At 55.3% G+C, this 21,467-nt stretch carries 19 protein-coding genes and 1 other RNA gene; 6 read left to right on the forward strand and 14 right to left on the reverse strand.

The genetic code is table 11. The features are described 5' to 3' along the window. Positions 1 to 120: 120 nt before the first annotated feature. The 7 genes from gcvP to AC6HVW_RS05995 form a co-directional block, all read right to left on the reverse strand. Positions 121 to 3,000, reverse strand: coding sequence for an aminomethyl-transferring glycine dehydrogenase (gene gcvP, locus AC6HVW_RS05965; RefSeq protein WP_071681928.1), 2,880 nt, complete (start codon positions 2,998 to 3,000; stop codon positions 121 to 123). An 85-nt stretch (positions 3,001 to 3,085) separates the two neighbouring features. After that, positions 3,086 to 3,472 (reverse strand): glycine cleavage system protein GcvH, encoded by a 387-nt coding sequence (gcvH, locus tag AC6HVW_RS05970; RefSeq protein WP_021806203.1) that lies wholly within the window; start codon positions 3,470 to 3,472, stop codon positions 3,086 to 3,088. A 29-nt stretch (positions 3,473 to 3,501) separates the two neighbouring features. Beyond that, positions 3,502 to 4,599 carry a glycine cleavage system aminomethyltransferase GcvT gene (gcvT, locus tag AC6HVW_RS05975; RefSeq protein ID WP_059201694.1) on the reverse strand — a complete coding sequence of 366 codons (1,098 nt, stop codon included), beginning with the start codon at positions 4,597 to 4,599 and terminating at the stop codon, positions 3,502 to 3,504. A gap of 510 nt (positions 4,600 to 5,109) precedes the next feature. Further along, positions 5,110 to 6,312, reverse strand: a complete 1,203-nt coding sequence (gene ubiI / locus AC6HVW_RS05980; RefSeq protein ID WP_497569303.1) for an FAD-dependent 2-octaprenylphenol hydroxylase — start codon at positions 6,310 to 6,312, stop codon at positions 5,110 to 5,112. A 335-nt stretch (positions 6,313 to 6,647) separates the two neighbouring features. Further along, positions 6,648 to 7,826, reverse strand: coding sequence for a 2-octaprenyl-6-methoxyphenyl hydroxylase (ubiH, locus tag AC6HVW_RS05985; protein ID WP_071681930.1), 1,179 nt, complete (start codon positions 7,824 to 7,826; stop codon positions 6,648 to 6,650). Between the two features lies 1 nt (position 7,827). Beyond that, positions 7,828 to 9,141 carry a Xaa-Pro aminopeptidase gene (gene pepP, locus AC6HVW_RS05990; RefSeq protein ID WP_071681932.1) on the reverse strand — a complete coding sequence of 438 codons (1,314 nt, stop codon included), beginning with the start codon at positions 9,139 to 9,141 and terminating at the stop codon, positions 7,828 to 7,830. 90 nt (positions 9,142 to 9,231) lie between these two features. Continuing rightward, complete coding sequence (locus AC6HVW_RS05995) at positions 9,232 to 9,810, reverse strand: YecA/YgfB family protein (RefSeq protein WP_024486381.1); 579 nt, start codon at positions 9,808 to 9,810, stop codon at positions 9,232 to 9,234. Positions 9,811 to 10,105: 295 nt separating this feature from the next. On the opposite strand from AC6HVW_RS05995, the gene zapA reads away from it, so the two are divergent. From zapA to AC6HVW_RS06010, 3 genes are all read left to right on the forward strand, one after another. Continuing rightward, entirely contained in the window at positions 10,106 to 10,435 is a 330-nt protein-coding gene (zapA, locus tag AC6HVW_RS06000) for a cell division protein ZapA (RefSeq protein WP_021179791.1), read from the forward strand. A 41-nt stretch (positions 10,436 to 10,476) separates the two neighbouring features. Further along, a non-coding RNA gene (gene ssrS / locus AC6HVW_RS06005) (6S RNA) lies at positions 10,477 to 10,660 on the forward strand. Positions 10,661 to 10,712: 52 nt separating this feature from the next. Continuing rightward, positions 10,713 to 11,321 carry a 5-formyltetrahydrofolate cyclo-ligase gene (locus tag AC6HVW_RS06010; protein WP_071681934.1) on the forward strand — a complete coding sequence of 203 codons (609 nt, stop codon included), beginning with the start codon at positions 10,713 to 10,715 and terminating at the stop codon, positions 11,319 to 11,321. Positions 11,322 to 11,368: 47 nt separating this feature from the next. Here the strand turns inward: AC6HVW_RS06010 and serA are convergent, their stop codons facing one another. Both serA and rpiA read right to left on the reverse strand, forming a co-directional pair. Beyond that, positions 11,369 to 12,607: a phosphoglycerate dehydrogenase gene (serA, locus tag AC6HVW_RS06015; RefSeq protein ID WP_021179789.1), complete on the reverse strand. Its 1,239-nt coding sequence runs from the start codon at positions 12,605 to 12,607 to the stop codon at positions 11,369 to 11,371. A gap of 425 nt (positions 12,608 to 13,032) precedes the next feature. Next, the gene (gene rpiA, locus AC6HVW_RS06020; protein ID WP_024530750.1) at positions 13,033 to 13,692 is read right to left on the reverse strand and encodes a ribose-5-phosphate isomerase RpiA; all 660 of its coding nucleotides are present in this window, start codon (positions 13,690 to 13,692) and stop codon (positions 13,033 to 13,035) included. A 216-nt stretch (positions 13,693 to 13,908) separates the two neighbouring features. Here rpiA and AC6HVW_RS06025 point away from each other — a divergent pair, with 216 nt between their 5' ends. Then, the gene (locus AC6HVW_RS06025) at positions 13,909 to 14,802 is read left to right on the forward strand and encodes a LysR family transcriptional regulator ArgP (protein ID WP_021179788.1); all 894 of its coding nucleotides are present in this window, start codon (positions 13,909 to 13,911) and stop codon (positions 14,800 to 14,802) included. 37 nt (positions 14,803 to 14,839) lie between these two features. Here the strand turns inward: AC6HVW_RS06025 and AC6HVW_RS06030 are convergent, their stop codons facing one another. The 3 genes from AC6HVW_RS06030 to AC6HVW_RS06040 all read right to left on the reverse strand — a co-directional run bounded on the left by AC6HVW_RS06030 (position 14,840) and on the right by AC6HVW_RS06040 (position 16,902). Next, on the reverse strand, positions 14,840 to 15,571 hold the full coding sequence (locus AC6HVW_RS06030) for an oxidative stress defense protein (RefSeq protein WP_071681938.1): 732 nt from the start codon (positions 15,569 to 15,571) through the stop codon (positions 14,840 to 14,842). A gap of 82 nt (positions 15,572 to 15,653) precedes the next feature. Beyond that, positions 15,654 to 16,271: an arginine exporter ArgO gene (gene argO, locus AC6HVW_RS06035; protein ID WP_071681940.1), complete on the reverse strand. Its 618-nt coding sequence runs from the start codon at positions 16,269 to 16,271 to the stop codon at positions 15,654 to 15,656. Positions 16,272 to 16,395: 124 nt separating this feature from the next. Further along, entirely contained in the window at positions 16,396 to 16,902 is a 507-nt protein-coding gene (locus AC6HVW_RS06040; RefSeq protein ID WP_021806214.1) for an RrF2 family transcriptional regulator, read from the reverse strand. Positions 16,903 to 17,131: 229 nt separating this feature from the next. Here AC6HVW_RS06040 and AC6HVW_RS06045 point away from each other — a divergent pair, with 229 nt between their 5' ends. Beyond that, on the forward strand, positions 17,132 to 18,331 hold the full coding sequence (locus tag AC6HVW_RS06045) for an NAD(P)/FAD-dependent oxidoreductase (protein WP_497569304.1): 1,200 nt from the start codon (positions 17,132 to 17,134) through the stop codon (positions 18,329 to 18,331). 43 nt (positions 18,332 to 18,374) lie between these two features. Here the strand turns inward: AC6HVW_RS06045 and mscS are convergent, their stop codons facing one another. After that, positions 18,375 to 19,241, reverse strand: a complete 867-nt coding sequence (gene mscS, locus AC6HVW_RS06050; protein WP_071681944.1) for a small-conductance mechanosensitive channel MscS — start codon at positions 19,239 to 19,241, stop codon at positions 18,375 to 18,377. 230 nt (positions 19,242 to 19,471) lie between these two features. Here mscS and AC6HVW_RS06055 point away from each other — a divergent pair, with 230 nt between their 5' ends. Further along, positions 19,472 to 20,140, forward strand: coding sequence for a DUF1345 domain-containing protein (locus AC6HVW_RS06055; RefSeq protein ID WP_071682032.1), 669 nt, complete (start codon positions 19,472 to 19,474; stop codon positions 20,138 to 20,140). Between the two features lie 92 nt (positions 20,141 to 20,232). On the opposite strand, the gene fbaA is transcribed toward AC6HVW_RS06055, so the two are convergent. Next, on the reverse strand, positions 20,233 to 21,312 hold the full coding sequence (gene fbaA, locus AC6HVW_RS06060; RefSeq protein WP_021179781.1) for a class II fructose-bisphosphate aldolase: 1,080 nt from the start codon (positions 21,310 to 21,312) through the stop codon (positions 20,233 to 20,235). Positions 21,313 to 21,467 lie beyond the last annotated feature (155 nt).

Genomic DNA, 21,467 nt, shown 5'->3' on the forward strand with positions numbered 1-21,467 from the left:
GTCAGGCAACTTGCTGCTCGACGGTAGATTAATCAGTGAACCGCAATTGCTGCGGTGCTGCAATAAAAAAGGGACACGGCTTCATGCCGTGTCCCTCGATCATCATTTTGGCAGATGGTGTTATTCGTAGTCGCTCATCGGTACGCAAGAGCAGAACAGATTACGATCGCCGTAGACATCATCCAGGCGCTTCACGCTCGGCCAGTATTTATTCTCACGCACGCCAGCTATCGGGAATACCGCCAGCTCGCGGCTGTAAGCATGCTGCCAGTCGTTAACCAGTTCCGCCTGCACGTGCGGTGCGTTAACCAATGGGTTGTCTTCCAGTGGCCATTCGCCTTGCTGCACGCGGTCAATCTCGCTGCGGATAGCCAGCATCGCATCGATAAAGCGATCCAGCTCCACCTTGTTTTCCGACTCGGTCGGTTCAACCATCAGCGTGCCTGCCACCGGGAACGACATGGTCGGCGCATGGAAACCGTAGTCGATCAGACGCTTGGCGATATCCATTTCGCTAATGCCTGTCTCTTCTTTCAGCGGGCGAATATCCAGAATACATTCGTGCGCCACGCGGTGATCGCGGCCGGTATACAGCACCGGATAAGCGTCTTTCAGGCGGGTTGCGATGTAGTTGGCATTCAGGATCGCCACCTGGCTGGCCTGCTTCAGTCCTTCCGCGCCCATCATGCGGATATACATCCAGCTGATCGGCAAGATAGAGGCGCTGCCGAACGGTGCCGCAGAAACCGCGCCCTGCTGAGTGGTAACGCCATCAATCTGCACTACGCTGTGGCCTGGAACAAACGGCGCCAGGTGAGACTTCACGCCGATAGGTCCCATGCCTGGACCGCCACCGCCGTGAGGGATACAGAAGGTTTTATGCAGGTTGAGGTGCGATACGTCCGCACCGATATAGCCCGGCGTGGTGATCCCCACCTGCGCGTTCATGTTGGCACCATCCAGGTAAACCTGGCCGCCAAACTGATGCACGATCTGGCACACTTCGCGGATGGTTTCTTCATACACGCCATGGGTTGACGGGTAGGTCACCATGATGCAGGACAAGGCTTCCCCGGCCTGCTCGGCTTTCACCCGCAGATCGTGCAGATCGATGTTGCCGTTCTTGTCACAGGCCACAACCACCACGCCCATGCCCGCCATCTGGGCAGAAGCCGGGTTGGTACCGTGCGCCGAGCTTGGGATCAGGCAGATATTACGCCCAGCCTCGTTGCGGCTTTCATGGTAGCGACGGATCGCCAGCAAACCGGCATACTCACCCTGAGCGCCCGAGTTGGGCTGCATGCACACCGCATCGTAACCGGTCAGTTGCACCAACCATTGGGAAAGCTGCCCAATCATCACTTGATAACCTGCGGCCTGATCTGGTGGGCAGAACGGGTGCAGTTCAGAGAATTCAGGCCAAGTGATCGGGATCATTTCCGCAGCGGCGTTCAGCTTCATGGTGCAGGAGCCCAGCGGGATCATCGCCTGGTTCAGCGCCAGATCTTTACGCTCCAGACGGTGCATATAACGCATCATCTCGGTTTCGCTGTGATAGCGGTTAAACACCGGATGCGTGAGGATCGGATCTTTACGCAGCATGGCCGCAGGGATCGACTGGCTGTTTTTGCTCACGGCAGCATCCAGCGCATCAATATCCAAACCGTGGTTATCGCCGACCAACAGGGCAAACAGCGTCTGCACATCTTCACGGGAAGTGGCTTCATCCAGCGTGATGCCGACTGCCCCGTGGATATCGGTACGCAGGTTGATGCCGAAGCCCAGCGCGCGTTCCAGCACCGCCGCTTTGTCTTTCACTTCCACGGTCAACGTGTCGAACCAGGTTTTATGGCGCAGTGTCAGACCCGCTTGTTGCAGGCCAGCGGCCAGGATATCGGTCAGGCGATGGATGCGCCCGGCGATACGTTGCAGGCCTTGTGGCCCATGGTACACCGCATACAGGCTGGCGATATTGGCCAGCAGCACCTGCGAAGTACAGATATTCGAGTTGGCCTTTTCGCGGCGGATATGTTGCTCACGGGTTTGCATCGCCATGCGCAGCGCAGTATTGCCGGCAGCATCGCGTGATACCCCGATAATACGGCCCGGCATCGAGCGTTTGAATTCGTCACGGCAGGCGAAGAACGCCGCGTGTGGGCCACCGTAGCCCATTGGTACGCCGAAGCGTTGCGCAGAACCGAATACCACGTCGGCACCTTGCTTGCCCGGTGCTGTCAGCAGCACCAGCGCCATGATATCGGCAGCCATGCTGGTGATGATTTTGCGCGTTTTCAGCTCTGCCAACAGGGCGCTGTAATCGTGCAATTCACCGGTAGTGCCAACCTGTTGCAGCAGTACGCCAAACACGCCTTGCAGCTCCAACACCTTCGCCGGTTTATCGACGATCACGTCAAAGCCAAAGGTTTCGGCACGGGTACGTACCACGTCCAGCGTTTGTGGGTGCACATCGTCAGCCACAAAGAAGCGGTTGGCGTCTTTCAGTTTGCTGGCACGTTTGGCCAACGCCATCGCTTCTGCTGCAGCGGTAGCTTCATCCAGCAAGGAGGCAGAGGCCAGATCCAGCCCGGTCAGATCGAGGGTCAGCGTCTGGAAGTTGAGCAGCGCCTCAAGGCGGCCTTGCGACACTTCCGGCTGATAAGGGGTATAAGCGGTATACCAGCCTGGGTTTTCCAGCATGTTGCGCAGGATCACCGGCGGCGTCAGCACCGCGCTGTAGCCCATACCGATATAGGATTTGTAGCGCTGATTCTGTGAGGCAATTGCCTTCAGTTCGGCCAGCGCCTGATGTTCCGTGGCCGCATCGCCTACCGGCGGAGGCCCTGGCAGTTGGATATCGGCTGGCACAATCTGTTGGATCAGCGCGCTGAGCGAGCGAGCGCCCACGGCTTCCAGCATCTGCTGCTGTTGCTCTGCGGAAGAGCCGATGTGGCGCTCGATGAACGCTTCGCTGTGTTCAAGTTGGCTGAGTGTCTGAGTCATTGCTACAAATTCCTGAATGCTTGCGGGGTACGGGATATAGCCTGAACTGCAAAACGCCCCACAGGGTGGTGGGGCGTGATAGTGATTATTCGTCGATGGAGGCCTGGTAAGCACCCGCATCTAGCAGCTTGTCTAGCTCTGCCGCATCGGACGCCTTGATGCGGAACAGCCAACCTTCGCCGTATGGCTCGCTGTTGACCAGCTCCGGGGAGCTTTCCAGTTCGCCGTTAACCGCGATGATCTCACCGCTGATTGGCGCATAAATATCGGAAGCGGCCTTGACCGACTCTGCGACGGCACAGTCATCACCCGCGGAAACCGTGGTGCCGACTTCCGGCAGATCGACAAACACCATATCGCCCAGCAGTTCCTGCGCGTGTTCGGTGATACCAACAACGTATTCGCCGTTGCCTGCGTCACGCACCCACTCATGGGAGGTGGCGTATTTCAATTCTGTTGGCACATTGCTCATTGGCCTGCTACTCCTTCAAAGAATAAAAACTAATTGATCAGTGACTTACCGGCACGTACAAAACCTGGCTTACAGACTTTCACTGGCATTTCACGGTTGCGGATCTGTACGATAGCCTGCTCACCGATACCGGCCGGAACCCTTGCCAGCGCAATGCTGAAGCCCAGGGTCGGTGAGAAAGAACCGCTGGTGATCACCCCAACCTGGGGTTGACCGTTCGCATCGGTGAAATGTACCGGCAGCTCATTACGTAATACGCCTTTTTCCGTCATGATCAAGCCGACCAGTTGTTCGGTGCCTTTTTCGCGCTGCTGCTCCAACGCTTCACGGCCGATAAACTGACGATCCTGCGGTTCCCAGGCAACGGTCCAGCCCATATTGGCGGCTAACGGTGAAACGCCTTCGTCCATTTCCTGGCCGTAGAGGTTCATACCGGCTTCCAGGCGCAGAGTATCGCGGGCGCCCAGGCCGGCAGGTTTCACCCCTGCTGCCAGCAGTTTCTGCCAGAAATCCACCACCTGCTCTTTCGGCAGGGCAATTTCATAGCCCGCTTCGCCGGTATAGCCGGTGGTAGCAATAAACAGATCCCCCGCCTGCACGCCGAAGAACGGCTTCATGCCTTCCACAGCCTGCTTCTGTTCTGGGGTAAACAAGGTGGCGGCGCGCTCTTTGGCTTGTGGGCCTTGCACCGCAACCAGCGCCAGATCGTCACGCACCGTCAGCTCAACGTTGAACGGAGCCGCATGCTGTTCGATCCAGGCCAGATCCTTTTCGCGGGTGGCGGAGTTCACCACCAGGCGGAAATAGTCTTCGGTAAAGAAATAGACGATCAGATCGTCGATCACGCCGCCGGACGCATTCAGCATGCCGGTATACAGCGCTTTACCCGATTGAGTGAGTTTGGCGACATCGTTCGCCAGCAGGTAACGCAGGAATTCACGGGTACGAGCACCGTGCAGATCCACGATGGTCATATGGGAGACATCGAACATGCCGGCATCCTGACGCACGGCGTGGTGTTCATCAATCTGGGAGCCATAGTGCAGCGGCATCATCCAGCCATGAAAATCAACCATGCGCGCACCGCACGCCACGTGCTGGTCGTACAGTGGGGTTTGCTTTGCCATCTTTTCCCTCTTTCCACTCAAGTAGCCGAAGACAGGGTGTTATTACGCAATAAGGCGGGTGTAGCTCGCGGGCCTGATTGCGCGAAACACGCTGGCTGCTCAACACAAATTGCCTCGCCAATGATCAACGACGCAAACGATACCTTTCCCCTGACGTTAACACCGAACGCCCCTATTAACCATAAGTTAAAATAGGCTCGACCGGGTTCAGGGACGATAAAATGCCGCGTTAGTTTGCAGAGTTTTTCACTGGAAAAATGCGCTTTGAGGCACAAAATTAACAATTAAAGCGGCAAAAATCCGAAGTTACATAACAAACAGAGGCTGGGATAGAGATTTTCGGTTTTTGATAACCGACCATGGAATTAGAAAAAGTAATGATAAATTCTGCCTGAAATTAGAATTTCTCAAACGAAGGGAGGTATAAGGGAAATCGATGACGGGTAAACATGCAGATTAGCGGGCGCAGCATGCCGCGCCCCATAATGAGGTTTGTCAGCCCCAAGCTGACTAGGCGAGCCAGTCCGGCAGATCGTTAAGCCCCATGGCCTGCCGCACCAGCTTCGGCTTCACGCCCGGCAGGCTGTCGGCCAGCCTTAAGCCCACGTCACGCAGCAGTTTTTTCGCCGGGTTATGACCTGCAAACAGTTCGCGAAACCCTTGCATACTCGCCAGCATCACTGCGGCACCGTGCTTGCGGCGGCGCTCATAACGGCGCAGATACAGGTGTTGACCGATATCTTTGCCCTGACGTTGCAGGCGTTTTAGCTCGGATATCAGCTCGGCGGCGTCCATAAAGCCCAGGTTTACGCCCAGCCCGGCCAGCGGATGCACGGTATGTGCCGCATCCCCCACCAGCGCCAGACGATGGGCGGCAAAGCTGCGAGCGTATCGCCCGGTAAGCGGGAAGGTCAGCCGCTCGCTTTCGAGCTGGCAGTTACCCAAACGCATATCGAAGGTCATCGCCAGTTCGCGGTTAAAGGCTTCCGGTTCCAGCTGTTGCAGCCGTTCAGCTTCTTCTGGCGCAACCGACCAGACGATCGAACTCAAATGTGGATCGCTAAACGGCAGGAAGGCCAGGATCCCTTCGCCATGAAATACCTGACGCGCCGTAGCCAGATGGGGCTCTTCGGTGCGAATGGTGGCCACCAGCGCGCTGTGGCGGTAGTCCCAGAAGGTCAGCGGGATATCGGCGTGTTGGCGCAGCCAGGAGTTGGCTCCATCGGCACCGATCACCAACCGGGCGGTTAACATGCGGCCATCTTCCAACGTGACGAAGGCGTCGTTTTCCCCCCATGCCACCTGTTTCAGCGCGGCCGGAGCGAGCAGCGTCACGTCGGCCAAGGTGGCCGCCTTGTGCCATAGAGCCTGCTGGATCACCTCGTTTTCAATGATATGGCCGAGGTGGCTGAAACCACATTCGTCGCCGCGAAACGCGATCTTGCCGAAGCTGTCACGATCCCAGACTTCCATCGCGTTATACGGGCTGGCGCGCAGGTTGCGGATCTCATCCCACACGCCAATGCTTTGCAGCAAGCGCTCGCTGGCGGCGTTAATGGCAGATACGCGCAACGCGGGTTGTTCTGGCAGCGGCGATAATTCCGGCTGCCGTTGTTCCAGCACCGCGACGCGCAGGCCGCTGCCCTGTAAGCCGCAGGCCAGTGCCAATCCCACCATACCGCCACCGGCGATAATCACATCAAATGATTGCATGCTGCTTGAGTTCCTTAAATTTGCCCCTCACCCCAACCCTCTCCCACAGGGAGAGGGAGCTGATTTGGTGACTTTTTCAAAATATTGCCCCACATCAGCAAGGCAGGTAGGGCAAAAATTAGTGTTCATCCCAACTTAGGCCCTACTATCTCCCACAGGGAGAGGGAGCTGATTTGGTGACTTTTTCAAAATATTGCCCCACATCAGCAAGACAGGTAGGGCAAAAATTAGTGTTCATCCCAACTTCGGCCCAACCCTCTCCCAAAGGAGGGGGAGTTGGTACGGTGATAACAGTCAACATTCTGACCGACTTCAGCACATAGCTAAGGGAAAAATTAGCGTTCAACCCAACCTAACGTGCGTTTGGCAAAGGCATCGCGCATGGCCGGTAGCTGCTCCATTGCCATCAGCCCCAGATTACGCCCGGCAACCAGCGGCGCGTAGCTATTGGCAAACAGGCGTATCAAACCATCGGTGACGCCGATGGTCGCCTGCTGATCCTGTTGCCGACGTTGCTGATACTGGCTCAATAGCGCATAGGCACCCAGATCGGTGCCAGCCTGCGCGGCTTCTGCCAGGGTTTCCGCCAGCGACATCACGTCTCGCAAACCCAGGTTGAATCCCTGCCCGGCGATCGGATGCAGCGTCTGCGCCGCGTTGCCAACCAGCGCCAGACGATGGCTAACGTGCTGATTGGCCCTCAGCAGGCTAAGGGGGTAACTGTGGCGCTTACCCGCCTTCAACATCTTGCCCAGCCGCCAGCCGAAGGCCTGTTGCAGCTCACTGAGAAAACGCTCATCACTCCAGCTATCGACCTGCTGACGAGCTTCCCGAGCGTGGCACCACACCAGCGAGCTACGCCCGCCAGACATCGGCAACAGCGCCAACGGCCCGTAGCGGGTGAAACGTTCGAACGCCCGCCCTTGCGGAGCCTCGGCCGTCGAAACGTTGGCAATGGTGGCAAACTGCGGGTAATCACTCTGCTGCCACTGGATATTGCAGGCCTGCGCCAGCGCCGAACGTGAACCATCCGCCGCTACCAGCAACTGGCCCGTCAGGCGCTGCCCGTTATCCAACTGCACTTCAGCGCGATCGACGGTACGCAGCACATCGACCACTTTAGCCGGGCAATGCAGGGTGATCCCTGGGGCCTTTGCCAGCAGGGCAAATAACCGCTGCCCAGCGTCGTGCAGTTCAATCACCTGCCCCAACGCCTCCACCTGATAGTCCTGCGCATGCAGGTTCACGAAACCGGCATGCCCGCGATCGCTGACGTGGACGTGAGTGATCGCCGTGGCACAGTCCCGCAACGCAGCCCAAACGCCGATACGCGTCAGCTGTTGGCAGGTTCCCTGCGCCAAAGCAATAGCCCGTGCATCAAAGCCAGGATGCGCACGATCGTCTGGCAGGGTTGCCTCCACCAGATCGACGGCCACCTTGCCCTGAGTCAAAGATGAAATCGCCAGCGCCAACGTAGCGCCCGCCATCCCACCGCCCACAATGATTACGCTCATGTTATCTGGCCGCCGCCATCAGGGCTTCAATCGCGTCGGCATCCTTCACCACGCTGGCGGTCAAATTCTCATTACCGTCCTGGGTGATCAGGATGTCATCTTCGATGCGGATACCGATACCGCGATACTCCTGCGGCACATCAGCATCCGGTGCGATATACAAGCCAGGTTCTACCGTCAACACCATGCCTGGCTCCAGCACGCGATCGCGGCTCGCTGAGCCATAGTGGCCCACGTCATGCACATCCAGCCCCAACCAATGGCTCAGGCCGTGCATAAAGAACTGGCGATGTGCCTGCTCGGCAAACAGCTGTTCCACGTCGCCCTTCATCACGCCCAGCTCAACCAATCCGGCGATCATGATGCGAACGACCTGATCGTTCACTTCGCGAATGCTGATACCCGGTTTAAACATTTCCAGCGCCTTGTTGATCGACTCCAGCACGATGTCATATACCTCACGCTGCGGCTTGCTGAACTTGCCGTTAACCGGGAAGGTACGGGTAATATCGCCAGCATAACCACGATATTCACAACCGGCATCAATCAGCACCAAATCACCGTCACGCATTTCACATTCGTTTTCGGTGTAATGCAGGATGCAGCCATTTTCTCCGCTGCCGACGATGGTGTTATAAGACGGGAAGCGAGCACCCAAGCGGTTAAACTCGTGCAGGATCTCCCCTTCGAGCTGATATTCGAACATGCCCGGGCGACACTTTTCCATCGCACGGGTATGCGCCATGGCGCTGATCTCACCGGCGCGGCGCATAACGGCAACTTCTTCTGCCGATTTGAACAGGCGCATGTCATGTAGCCACGGACGGTAATCCGTCAGGGTTGCAGGGGCTTCCAGATTCTGGCGGAAGCCTTTACGCAGTTTATCCAGCGCGCCGAACAGGATTTCATCGGCATAGGCATATTGCCCCTGCGCGTGATACACCACGTCCAGGCCGTTGAGCAGCAGGTGCAGTTGATCGTTGATTTCGTCGAAGGCCAGCGCGCGGTCTACCCCCAGCTTGGCCGGAGCCGCGTCTTGACCCAAACGGCGGCCAAACCAGATTTCTGCCGTCAGATCGCGTACGCGGTTGAACAGCACGCTGTGGTTATGAGTTTCATCACTCTTCACCAGGATCAACACCGCTTCCGGCTCGTTGAAACCGGTCAGATACCAGAAATCACTGTTCTGACGGTAAGGATATTCAGAGTCTGCACTACGCGTCGCTTCCGGTGCGGCGAAAATCACTGCCGCGCTGGCCGGAGCCATCTGTGCCAACAAAGCCTGACGGCGTTTATGGAATTCCTGCTGGGTCATCACATCTCCTGAAATCGGTTTATGCCACCTGCTGAACGCAGTCAGTAGGGGTTATCAGCGCTCTCGGCCAACGGACGTGGGATCCGCCGGTCAGTGCAACGTTGGCCTTTTATTTTCCGGGGCCGTCGGTTTCTGGCGGGTAAATTCAGTATGGCAAAGCAGCGCAGCAACGCGCACGTACTCCACCACTTCTTCCAGCGACTGTTCCAGTTCTTCCTGGTCTTCGCCTTCGTCATAACCCAGTTGAGCGATATTACGCAGATCGTCGATCGCCTCGCCCACTTCATCTTTCACCTGCGCCAGCTTCGGCTGCATCATGCCCAGCCCCAACAGGAAGTGGTTTACCCAACCTGCCAAGGCATCCGCACGGTCAAATACGCTGACGGTTTCGCCTTCCGGCATCATCAGTTGGAACATGAATTCGTCATCTTCCAGCGTATCACGGGTGATTTCATGCAGTTGCTGTAACGGTTGGCTCAACGCCTGCGGGAAGGCAATGCCTTCGTTGGTCAGATCAAACACCAGCGTCTGCCAACTGGCATCACGGTTGCCACCGCACAGGAGGCCACTGATCAAACCGTGCATCTCGGCTGCGGTCAAAGCAACCGCCTGCTGGTTAAGAGCCACGGTCAAAGATTGGTAACTTGGAAATGTATTCTGTATAGACATGCGCATTCGTCATCGTTGGCAGGATAAGTTCGTGTTATGCTACCACCAAGGTCCGTTGGTATACCAGTTGAGGCAACACCTCAGTGGCTAGTTATAATCAGCGCAGTCCGGGCAAACGTACGGTAAATACGCATTTTGCAACCGTTTTTTGTTTGGTAATGTTAGGCGCGGTAGATTACAACCAGGTACTGAAAAAGTGTTGAATCTTGGTACCCAGGTATATATAGTGGCGCCCGCTTCGGTGGCCCGGCAATGGCTGACCGGTGCTGGCGCGAAATTTAGGCAGGAAGGTGGCATGTCTGCACAACCGGTAGATATTCAAATTTTTGGCCGCTCGTTAAGAGTCAATTGCCCGCCAGAACAACAAGATGCGTTGAACATGGCAGCAGAAGATCTTAACCAACGGTTGCAAGATCTTAAAGTTCGCACTAGAGTCACAAATACAGAGCAGCTCGTATTTATCGCAGCATTGAACGTCTGTCACGAACTTGCTCAAGAACGCTTGAAAACGCGTGACTATGCGGCCAATATGGAACAACGAATTCGTATGCTGCAACAGACCATTGAACAAGCGCTGCTTGAACAGGGTCGCATCTCTGAACGTCAGGATGCACAATTCGAATAACTTAAGTTGCTGGAGTTGAAGGCTCCGACAATGAGTGAAAAATTTCTCTGAGATGTTTGCCAGCGGGCCAGTCCCCTGAGCCGATATTTAGTACCAACAGAATGTGATGATCCACGATCGGTGTGCATGCTCGGCCCGTCCGAGAAGCCTTAAGATTGTGACAGCACGTTCACCTTGAACCATGGGTTCAAGGGTTACAGCCTGCGACGGCATCTCGGAGATCCCTTCACCTGCGTTTTCAGTGTGTTAACTCACCACTACTGGCGAATCTAACACTATGTCTTTGCAACCTCAGTTCGCTCAGCAACGCCAACTCATCCGTAACGAAATACGCCAACGACGCCGTGCCTTAACGCCCGCTCAACAGCATGATTTCGCCCAGCAAATGGCCAGCAATATTGCGCAACATCCACGCATTCAGGCAGCCAGACACATTGCGGCGTTTCTCTCTTTTGATGGCGAACTAGATACAGGCCCGCTGATCGAGCGGCTGTGGCAGCTGGGTAAACGGGTGTATCTGCCCGTTTTGCATCCATTCAGCCCTGGTAACCTGTTGTTCCTGCATTACACTGCGCAAACGCCACTGGTGAGTAACCGCTTCAAAATCCTTGAGCCAGCGCTCGATGTCCGCCACGTCTTACCTGTGCCACTGTTGGATGTGGTATTGACGCCGATGGTCGCCTTCGATTCGGCAGGGCAACGTCTGGGGATGGGCGGCGGGTTTTACGATCGCACCTTACAAAACTGGCAACACGCAGGCCCCTATCCGCTGGGGATTGCGCACGATTGCCAACAAGTTAGCGCCCTGCCGGTGGAGCAATGGGATATCCCTCTGCCAGAGATTATCACCCCATCACAAACCTGGGCCTGGCCAATCTCCGCATAGCAAAAGGCCGGATTGCTCCGGCCTTGGTGTTTTCCGTCGGTTACCGACTAGAGCAGTAAGCGGGCGCGGATAGTCCCTTCGATCGCTTTCATACGTTGCAACGCGGCATCAGCACGTTCGGTTTCCGCTTCGATATCGATAACCACGTAGCCGATTTCCGAGCTGGTCTGCAGATACTGGGCCGCGATGTTCACCCCTTCTTCGGCGAAGATCTGGTTAATCTGCGTCAGGATGCCTGGACGGTTTTCATGAATATGCAGCAAACGGCTGGCGTTCGGGCCATGAGCTGGCAGCGATACCTCTGGGAAGTTGACCGCGGACAGCGTTGAGCCGTTATCGGAATACTTCGCGAGCTTGCCAGCCACTTCATCACCGATGTTCTCCTGCGCTTCCTGGGTTGAACCGCCGATATGCGGCGTCAACAGCACGTTATCGAACTCGCACAGTGGAGAATTGAACGGATCGCTGTTGGTTGCCGGCTCTTCCGGGAACACGTCGATTGCCGCACCAGCCAGATGGTTGCTCGCCAAGGCGTTACACAGTGCCGGGATATCTACCACGGTGCCACGTGAGGCGTTGATCAGGATCGCACCTGGCTTCATCAGCGCCAGCTCTTCGGTGCCGATCATGTTCTTGGTCGACAGCGTTTCCGGCACGTGCAGCGTAACCACGTCGCTCATATTGAGCAGGTCGGACAGATGACGCACCTGTTGGGCATTACCCAACGGCAGCTTGTTCTCGATGTCGTAGAAGAACACCTTCATCCCCAGGCCTTCCGCCAGGATGCCAAGCTGAGTCCCGATGTGGCCGTAGCCGATGATCCCCAACTTTTTGCCCCGCGCTTCATACGAGCCCACGGCCAGTTTCTGCCACTGGCCACGGTGTGCCTTGGCGTTGGCCATTGGGATCCCGCGCAGCATCAACAGCAGCTCACCCAGCACCATTTCGGCCACGGATCGAGTATTGGAGAAAGGCGCGTTAAACACCGGAATACCGCGTTTGGTCGCTGCTTTCAAATCAACCTGGTTGGTGCCGATACAGAAACAGCCCACCGCGACCAGCTTCTCTGCGGCCGCGAAAACTTCCTCGGACAGATGCGTACGCGATCGGATACCCACGAAGTGTGCATCACGGATCGATGCCTTCAGCGCTTCGGTGTCTAACGCACCTTTGTGATATTCGATGTTGCTATATCCGGCAGCACGCAGGTTATCTACGGTGCTCTGATGAACCCCTTCTACCAACAGGAACTTAATCCTGTCTTTCTCCAATGATACTTTTGCCATTTACCCGACCCTATAATCAGACTTCAGAAGCGGCTGTTTTCCCCTTTATACCCGTCATATTCCAAGCGACAGCTTGAAATCCAGAGGGTATAGCTTTCACATTACCGCCAGACCGGCAGCAACCCAAAATCAACAGCACGTCCCTCCAACATAACAAAAATAACGCGCCCGGCAATACAAACGATTGCCTGCCCGTTAGCACAAGGCTCAGCGATGTCGGTGCTTTCTGGTGGAAAATGCCATTGGGAAAGATTTAGGCAGAAGCTTAACGGAGGTTATTCACGCAATGTGACATATGTCACCAAATTCGCCCGTTTTAAGAAAAGATATTTTAAGACAAGAATTATGCGTGGCGGACCGTAAGCCAGTAAAAAGCGGCGAGCCGGCTGAGACTTTGTCAGCAGGCTCACCGCTTTACGGCCAGATTATCTGACCACTTTTTTTACGCCATCCGGTGTGCCAACCAACGCGACGTCCGCGCCACGGTTGGCAAACAGGCCAACGGTAACCACGCCAGCAATGCCGTTGATTTTGTTTTCCAACGCGATGGCATCGAGGATTTCCAGGTTGTACACATCCAGGATCACGTTGCCGTTATCGGTTACAACGTTCTGGCGATATTCCGGCAGGCCGCCCAGCTTGACCAACTCACGCGCTACATAGGAACGGGCCATCGGGATCACTTCTACCGGCAGCGGGAATTTACCCAGCACATCAACCTGCTTGGTGGAGTCGACAATGCAGATAAACTGGCGGGCAATGGCAGCAATGATCTTCTCACGGGTCAGAGCCGCGCCACCGCCTTTAATCATCTGCATGTGGCCGTTGATTTCATCGGCACCGTCCACGTAGATATCCAACGAATCCACTTCATTGCTATCGAAAACGTGGATCCCCAGGCTTTTCAGCTTGGCGGTCGACGCGTCTGAGCTGGATACCGCGCCTTCGATCTGGTGTTTGATCGAACCCAACGCATCAATAAAGTGAGCCGCGGTAGAGCCGGTGCCCACGCCCACGATAGTGCCAGGCTTCACGTATTCCAATGCTGCCCAACCTACCGCTTTTTTCAGTTCATCCTGAGTCATGATGTGCTCATTGCCTATGTACGAAAACGTGTGCGTATTATAGGGTAAATCACTGACGGCAACTTAGGCTAAAACACACTTATTTAACCTGACGCACATTTCTGCTCCTCCCTACGACGCCCGCGCTGAAAAGAGCGGCGGGATTTTTTCACCTGAGAAAGTGCAAAAATGTGGCATAGTGCCTGAATCAATTTACTAAAAGGGATCTTCTCTCCGATGAAACGCCCAGACTATAGAACGCTGCAAGCGCTGGACGCGGTGATCCGTGAGCGTGGCTTTGAGCGCGCGGCACAAAAACTTTGTATCACCCAATCGGCGGTATCCCAGCGCATCAAACAGTTGGAAAACCTGTTCGGCCAACCGCTACTGGTACGCACCGTACCACCGCGCCCAACCGAGCAGGGTCAAAAACTGCTGGCCTTGCTGCATCAGGTCGAGCTGCTGGAAGAGGAGTGGTTAGGGAATGACAATGGGGTCGATACGCCGCTGTTGCTGTCACTGGCGGTCAACGCCGACAGCCTGGCAACCTGGCTGTTACCGGCGCTAAAACCGGTGCTGGCCGATTCCCCGGTGCGCCTGAATTTACAGGTGGAAGACGAAACCCGCACGCAGGAACGTCTGCGCCGGGGGGAAGTGGTGGGCGCGGTCAGTATCCAACCGCAGCCGCTGCCAAGCTGCCTGGTCGATCGGTTAGGCGCGCTGGACTATCTGTTCGTCGCGTCGAAGGCCTTTGCCGATCGCTATTTCCCCAACGGGGTGACCCGTTCCGCCCTGCTGAAGGCACCGGCAGTGGCATTCGATCATCTTGATGATATGCATCAGGCGTTTTTACAGCAGAACTTCGATCTCTCGCCGGGCAGCGTTCCCTGCCATATCGTTAACTCGTCAGAGGCATTTGTTCAGTTGGCACGGCAAGGCACCACCTGCTGTATGATCCCGCATTTGCAGATTGAGAGAGAGCTGGCCAGCGGAGAACTGATCGACCTGACACCGGGCCTGTTCCAGCGCCGTATGCTGTTCTGGCACCGCTTTGCACCGGAAAGCCGCATGATGCGTAAGGTCACCGATGCACTGCTGTCACATGGGCATCAGGTGTTAAGGCAGGATTAAAGGCGCAGCATGACGCCGCGCCCAGGTAAGAGATTGCTTACTGCGCGGCGTTGGTTTTCAGCTCGAACACCACGTCCACCTGATCGTCGAAGTGAATGCTTTGTTGCTCGTAAGTCTGAGCGGCATCGCTTTCCGGTGCCGCAGAAGCGGCTTTAAACATGCGAGCTACCGGCATCGGCTGGTAGTTGGCAACGTGATAGCGAATGCTGTACACCGGCCCCAGCTTGGCCTTAAAGCCCTGCGCCAACGAAGCGGCTTGCTGAGTGGCATTTTCAATCGCTTTCTGACGTGCCTGCTCGCGATAAACCTCTGGCTTGGCTACCCCAAGCTCAACCGCACGAATTTCGTTCAAACCCGATTTCAGCGCACCGTCCAACAGCTCGTTGAGTTTATCCAACTGGCGCAAGGTTACCTGCACCTGGCGCACGGCCTGGTAGCCTTTCAGCTGCGATTCACCGGTTTTCAGATAGTCATATTCTGGCTGAGTACGCAGGTTGGCCGCATTGATATCTTTCTTTTCAATGCCGTTTTTCTGCAGGAAGTCAAAATACTGCGCTACGCGTTCATCAACCTGTTTTTTCGCCTGGGCGGCATCTTTGGCAGAGACGCTGACTTCGATCGCCAGCGTAGCAATATCCGGGGTGGCGTCCACGCTGGCCGTACCGGAAGTGACCACATGCGGCCCTTCAGGTACTTCTGCTGCCTGCAGCGCCAGAGGTAACGTGCCTAATCCAATCATTGCGGCTATGGCCAATGCTTTAAGCTTCACAGTGTCTCCTTGAATGACTAAATGCTTACCTTCAAAGCTAACACATCCCACGGCCTCTTAAATTCGGATTAGTGACAAAAAGCTATAAATTAGCGCCATGCCAGGCCAGTTGCAGTGCAATTACCCACATCACCAGCCCGACCAGAACGTTGATAATCCGTTGTGCCGTCAGGGTTTTCAGCCACGGCGCCAGCCATGAGGCCAGCAATGCCAAGGCAAAGAACCAGACGACCGAAGCGCTGACCGCGCCAAGGGCAAACCAGGAACGAATGTCTGGCGTCAGTTGCCCTCCCAGGCTGCCGAGCACCACAAAGGTATCGAGGTATACATGCGGGTTCAGCCAGGTAACGGCCAACATGGTCACCACAATGCGCCAGCGGCTTTGCTTCATCTCTTGCGCCGCTGCCAGCTCCATATGTTGGCTAAACGCGGTGCGGAAAGCCCCCCAGCCGTACCACAGCAGGAAAGCAACGCCTCCCCAGGTCACCAACGCCAATAGCATAGGTGAACTGCTGAGCAAGGCGCTACCGCCAAAAATACCGGCGCAAATCAGAATGATATCGCTCAATGCGCACAGCGAGGCGGTCATCAGATGATAATGGCGGCGGATCCCCTGGTTCATCACAAACACATTTTGTGGGCCAAGCGGCAGGATCATCGCGGCGCTCAAGGCAAAGCCTTGCAGATAGATGGCTAACATGGTGTTCCTTCTGGAAATATCAGCACCGGGAAAGCGGCATGTGCTGTTCAACACGCGCATCATACGAAGAGAAAATTATTAGGGGAAATGGATATTTCTAATCAGGCATCAGTCATACTAATGCTCAATCGTTACGGCGATGATCTATCCACTCTTCAATCTGGATCGGGAAGACATCCGGCGCCTTTCTCAGCATCCGCCGCACCAGATCCAGCACGGTATGCTGCGATAGCGCCTCTTCCATACGTTGCTGGGCAATATTCATCACCTGGCGCACGCCGCAGATGCCTTCACAGGCCCAGTCAGGCGCAGGTTCATCAAAGACGGCCAAGCGTTGGCGGATTTCTTTGCAGTCGAAGATGGCCTTTTCACCGTCGATAGCCGCCACGATATCCAGTACGGTGATCTGATCGGCCGGTTTGGCCAGCCGGAAGCCGCCGCCCTTACCCTCGCTGCTTTCAACCAACTTCGCCTTGGAAAACTTGGTGAATATCTTGGCCAGGTAGTCATAAGGCACGCCCTGCAATTCGGCGATTTCGCGCACGCTCATCTCACGCCCTTCGCCTTTGCTATCGACCATACACATCAGGCTATGGATGCCATACTCCACCCCGGAACTGTAGAACGCCATGTTTTCTCCGCACGATTGACTCTGAGTTAAATAGTAATTTCTTCTCCTCAACGATGCAATGCCAGCTGACACTCACACCGAATAAAATTAAAACAACATAAAATTCAAATAATTAAATAAATCCCGCCAACGATTGAGTGTAAAAGGCTTGATGACATTAACTACGATCAATATAGTCGCAGTTAAGGATTAAGCCAATTTACAGATGAAACAACAGCGGAGTGACTGCATGAAACAACAAATTCTTATCCTGGGTGCCGGTTTTGCAGGGATGTGGGCGGCATTGAGCGCGGCACGATTAACCGATCTCCATGGTCGTCACGATATCGAGATCACCGTGCTGTCCCCTCAGGCAGAGCTGCGTATTCGCCCCCGTTTCTATGAGTCCGAGGTGGAGAACTACGCCGCTCCGCTGCTGCCATTATTCGCAGTAACCGGAGTAAAATTTATCGCTGGGGTTGCCAGTGAGATTGATAGCGCCAGCCAGCAGGTTTGGTACCACAACGAGCAGGACCAACTGACTGCCGTACGTTACGATCGCCTGATCATGGCGACCGGTAGCCACATCGCTCATGCCTTGCCTGGAGCACAGCAGTACGCCTTCGACGTCGATCAAATGGAAAGCGCAGCCCGCCTGGAGCGGCATCTTGCTGCGTTGGCCGATCAGCCTGACAGCGCCGCACGTAATACCGTCATCGTTTGTGGCGGCGGCTTTACCGGTATTGAGGTGGCCACCGAAATGCCTGCACGCTTACGGGCGATCCTCGGTGACTCTGCTGCAATTCGTGTGATTGTCGTCGATCGCAGCCCGGTGCCGGGAGGCCGTTACAGCGAGCAACTGCGCGACGTGATTAGCCAAGCCTCGCTAGAGTTAGGCGTCGAGTGGCGGCTGAATAGCGAGATTAAGGCCATTGACGAGAGCGGGCTGACGCTGAAAAACGGCGAACATGTCGCCTCCAGCACCGTGATTTTAACCGTGGGCGTGCAGGCCAGCCCGTTAACCCGGCAAATCCCGGGTGAGCGCGATCCGCAAGGCAGGCTGCATGTCGATCAGCATTTAAGAGTGATTGGGCAGAACGCGGTTTATGCCACCGGCGATGTCGCCTTTGCCAGTACAGACGATCAGGGCAATCACGCCCTAATGACCTGCCAGCACGCCATTATGTTAGGGCGCTTTGTCGGCCATAACGTCGTCGCCGATCTGATCGGTATTGACCCCCTACCCTACCGCCAGGTGAATTACGTTACCTGTCTGGATCTTGGAGCATGGGGTGCGGTTTACAGCGAAGGTTGGGATCAGGTGGTGAAATTCACCCAAGAAGAGGGAAAGAAAATCAAAGTCTCCATTACCAACGAGTTGATCTATCCCCCACAGGCAGAACGTGAAGTGGCCTTTGCCGCCGCCGATCCGTTAGCACCGTTTGTTTGATTGAAATCCGTTCCCTCACACAAGGTGAGGGAACGTCAGATCATTACTCCGGCTGCTCTGCCGCTTTCGCTACATGGCGTACATGCACGTCCATCTGCGGGAATGGAATACCGATCTGGTGGGCATCCAACTGACGCTTGAAGTTTTCCATCAGATCAAAGTACACGTTCCAGTACTCGGCATTGGTGGTCCAGGAGCGAGTCACAAAGTTCAGTGAAGAAGGTGCCATTTCATTGAGGCGAACCGTCACGCCTTTATCGTGCATGATGCGCTTATCTGCCGCGATCACGTCACCCAACACTTTCTTCACCAGATCGATATCGGCGTCATAGGCCACACCGACCACGATATCCACACGGCGGTTTGGCTCACGGGAGTAGTTGATGATATTGCCCGCAATGATTTTACCGTTCGGCACCACAATGGTTTTGTTATCTGAAGTACGCAGCGTGGTGGAGAAGATCTGCACCTGATCTACCGTACCTGAAACGCCACCCAAATCGACAAACTCCCCGGCCCGCAGCGGACGGAAGGCCACCAGCAGCACACCAGCGGCAAAATTGGACAAGGAGCCTTGCAGCGCCAACCCCACAGCCAAGCCAGCGGCCCCCAGCACGGCAATCACTGAGGTGGTCTGGACACCAATACGCCCCAGCACCGCAATAAAGGTAAACGCCAGGATGCTGTAACGTGCCATCGCAGCCAGGAAATCTGCCACGGTGGCATCGATGCCACGCAGCTTCATCACGCGGCTGAGCGCATTACTCACTGCGCGAGCCACTACTGAACCAATAATGAAAATCACGATCGCGGCAACAATATTCACCGCATACTGGATCAGCATATCCTGATGATTGACTAGCCAACTGCTGGCATTGTTAATGCCTTCTACTACGTTAAGTTCTTCCATTCTGACGTCCTACTTGACATCCCCGTGCGGGGAAAATGAGCAAAATATACTGGCAAAACAGGGCCAATAAACCAACCACAGCTAAGGGTAACCAACATTTTGCCGCAGTGCCAACCACTACGGGTAAAATTTTCCACCGGTTTTAGCGGGTATAACCTGAATAAATCTCGGGTTAACCTGATTTCAACTATGATAGAAATGAATTTACGGGACAAGGAGAGCTTATCGTGATCGCCATTTCCACCTCGCTTAAACACTATTGGCAAGTGCGCCCCAGATTATTGATTTCGGTAGGTGCTGGGCTTGTGTGTGTCGGGCTGCTTCCTGCGCATCTCCCATGGCTGCAACGTTTGATCGTTGGTTGGAACGTGATGGCATGGATCTATTTACTGTGCCTTTGGCACCTGATGCTGGGCTGCACGCCACAACGTACCCGGCAATTGGCACGCAAGCAGGACGAGAGTGCAAGCCAGGTATTGGCGATGGTCACTTTGGGCTGCGTGGTGAGCATTCTGGCCATCCTGTTTGAATTGAGCACCGCCAAACACGTCAGCGGCACGTTGAAAACGCTGCACCTGGCCCTGACCGGCTCCACACTGGTAGTTTCCTGGCTGCTGTTACCCACGGCCTTCACCATGCACTACGCCCACCTGTTTTACCACCAGCGGGCCGTTACGGAGGTGTTACCGCTATTGTTCCCCGGCAAGCTGACGGAGCCAAACTATTGGGACTTCGCCTATTTCTCCTTCACCATTTCCGTGGCAACCCAAACCGCCGACGTGGCAGTGGGCACCGCGGACGTGCGTAAAATCACCCTGTTGCAATCGGTGATCGCTTTTGTCTTCAATATCTTGATCCTGGGGCTGTCGATTAACGTCGGGGCGGGATTATTGGGGTAGCTGACTGGGTTAATGGGTGCCTAGATAGCTTTGCACAAAAAAAGAAAAGGCTCCCTCGGGAGCCTTTTAGCGACATGAACGGAGGGACGCTATTACAGCACGTCTACCGCGTTCAGTTCTTTGAATGCCAGTTCCAGACGGGTGATCATGGAAGTCTGGGCAGCACGAGTCCATACGCGTGGATCGTAGTATTTCTTGTTCGGCTTGTCGGCACCTTCTGGGTTACCCAGTTGGCCCTGCAGATAGCCTTCGTTCTTTTTGTAGTAGTTCAGGATACCTTCCCAAGTTGCCCACTGGGTGTCGGTATCGATGTTCATTTTCACTACACCGTAGCTGACCGCTTCTTTGATTTCTGCTGCGGTAGAACCTGAACCACCGTGGAACACGAAGTTCAACGCATTGTGCGGCAGGTTGTGTTTCTTGGAAACATAGTCCTGAGAATCACGCAGAATGGTTGGGGTCAGTTTCACGTTGCCTGGCTTGTAAACACCGTGTACGTTGCCGAAAGAGGCAGCGATGGTGAAGCGCGGGCTGATAGCGTTCAGTTTTTCGTACGCGTAATCAACGTCTTGTGGCTGAGTGTACAGGGAAGAAGCGTCCATGTGGCTGTTGTCTACGCCATCTTCTTCACCGCCGGTGCAGCCCAGTTCGATTTCCAGGGTCATACCGATCTTCGCCATGCGGGTCAGGTACTTACTGCAAATTTCGATGTTTTCTTCCAGTGACTCTTCAGACAGGTCGATCATGTGTGAAGAGAACAGTGGCTTACCGGTCGCCGCGAAGTGCTTCTCACCCGCGTCCAACAGGCCGTCTAACCATGGCAGCAGTTTCTTCGCGCAGTGGTCGGTGTGCAGGATCACTGGCACGCCGTAATGCTCAGCCATCTGATGCACGTGATGTGCGCCAGAGATTGCGCCCAGGATCGCAGCACCTTGTGGCACGTCAGTTTTGATGCCTTTACCCGCGATAAAGCCAGCACCGCCGTTAGAGAACTGAACGATTACTGGAGCACGCACCTTGGCTGCTGTTTCCAGCACTGCGTTGATGGAGTCGGTACCCACGCAGTTTACCGCTGGCAGTGCAAAGTTGTTCTCTTTGGCAACTGCGAAGACTTTCTGCACGTCATCACCTGTGATGACACCTGGTTTTACGAAATCAAAAATTTTAGACATTAGACGTTGTCCTGTTTCGTTGGCCGTATACCCGTCGTCTTGCAAGCTACAACCTGCAAGCTAGTGGTAGCGATGGATAAATAGCGATTTTTTACTCCCACAGCCAAGCTGGGGAGCATAAACAAACGGGCGGCTTGCGCCCCCCGTTATCTGAA

It is taken from the genome of Serratia sp. NCCP-200, from assembly GCF_059697885.1.

Excerpts from the sequence above, each read along its gene's own strand:
- gcvP (WP_071681928.1), bottom strand. The coding sequence starts at position 3,000 with ATGACTCAGACACTCAGCCAACTTGAACACAGCGAAGCGTTCATCGAG.
- gcvH (WP_021806203.1), bottom strand. The coding sequence starts at position 3,472 with ATGAGCAATGTGCCAACAGAATTGAAATACGCCACCTCCCATGAGTGG.
- gcvT (WP_059201694.1), bottom strand. The coding sequence starts at position 4,599 with ATGGCAAAGCAAACCCCACTGTACGACCAGCACGTGGCGTGCGGTGCG.
- ubiI (WP_497569303.1), bottom strand. The coding sequence starts at position 6,312 with ATGCAATCATTTGATGTGATTATCGCCGGTGGCGGTATGGTGGGATTG.
- ubiH (WP_071681930.1), bottom strand. The coding sequence starts at position 7,826 with ATGAGCGTAATCATTGTGGGCGGTGGGATGGCGGGCGCTACGTTGGCG.
- pepP (WP_071681932.1), bottom strand. The coding sequence starts at position 9,141 with ATGACCCAGCAGGAATTCCATAAACGCCGTCAGGCTTTGTTGGCACAG.
- AC6HVW_RS05995 (WP_024486381.1), bottom strand. The coding sequence starts at position 9,810 with ATGTCTATACAGAATACATTTCCAAGTTACCAATCTTTGACCGTGGCT.
- zapA (WP_021179791.1), top strand. The coding sequence starts at position 10,106 with ATGTCTGCACAACCGGTAGATATTCAAATTTTTGGCCGCTCGTTAAGA.
- AC6HVW_RS06010 (WP_071681934.1), top strand. The coding sequence starts at position 10,713 with ATGTCTTTGCAACCTCAGTTCGCTCAGCAACGCCAACTCATCCGTAAC.
- serA (WP_021179789.1), bottom strand. The coding sequence starts at position 12,607 with ATGGCAAAAGTATCATTGGAGAAAGACAGGATTAAGTTCCTGTTGGTA.
- rpiA (WP_024530750.1), bottom strand. The coding sequence starts at position 13,692 with ATGACTCAGGATGAACTGAAAAAAGCGGTAGGTTGGGCAGCATTGGAA.
- AC6HVW_RS06025 (WP_021179788.1), top strand. The coding sequence starts at position 13,909 with ATGAAACGCCCAGACTATAGAACGCTGCAAGCGCTGGACGCGGTGATC.
- argO (WP_071681940.1), bottom strand. The coding sequence starts at position 16,271 with ATGTTAGCCATCTATCTGCAAGGCTTTGCCTTGAGCGCCGCGATGATC.
- AC6HVW_RS06040 (WP_021806214.1), bottom strand. The coding sequence starts at position 16,902 with ATGGCGTTCTACAGTTCCGGGGTGGAGTATGGCATCCATAGCCTGATG.
- AC6HVW_RS06045 (WP_497569304.1), top strand. The coding sequence starts at position 17,132 with ATGAAACAACAAATTCTTATCCTGGGTGCCGGTTTTGCAGGGATGTGG.
- mscS (WP_071681944.1), bottom strand. The coding sequence starts at position 19,241 with ATGGAAGAACTTAACGTAGTAGAAGGCATTAACAATGCCAGCAGTTGG.
- fbaA (WP_021179781.1), bottom strand. The coding sequence starts at position 21,312 with ATGTCTAAAATTTTTGATTTCGTAAAACCAGGTGTCATCACAGGTGAT.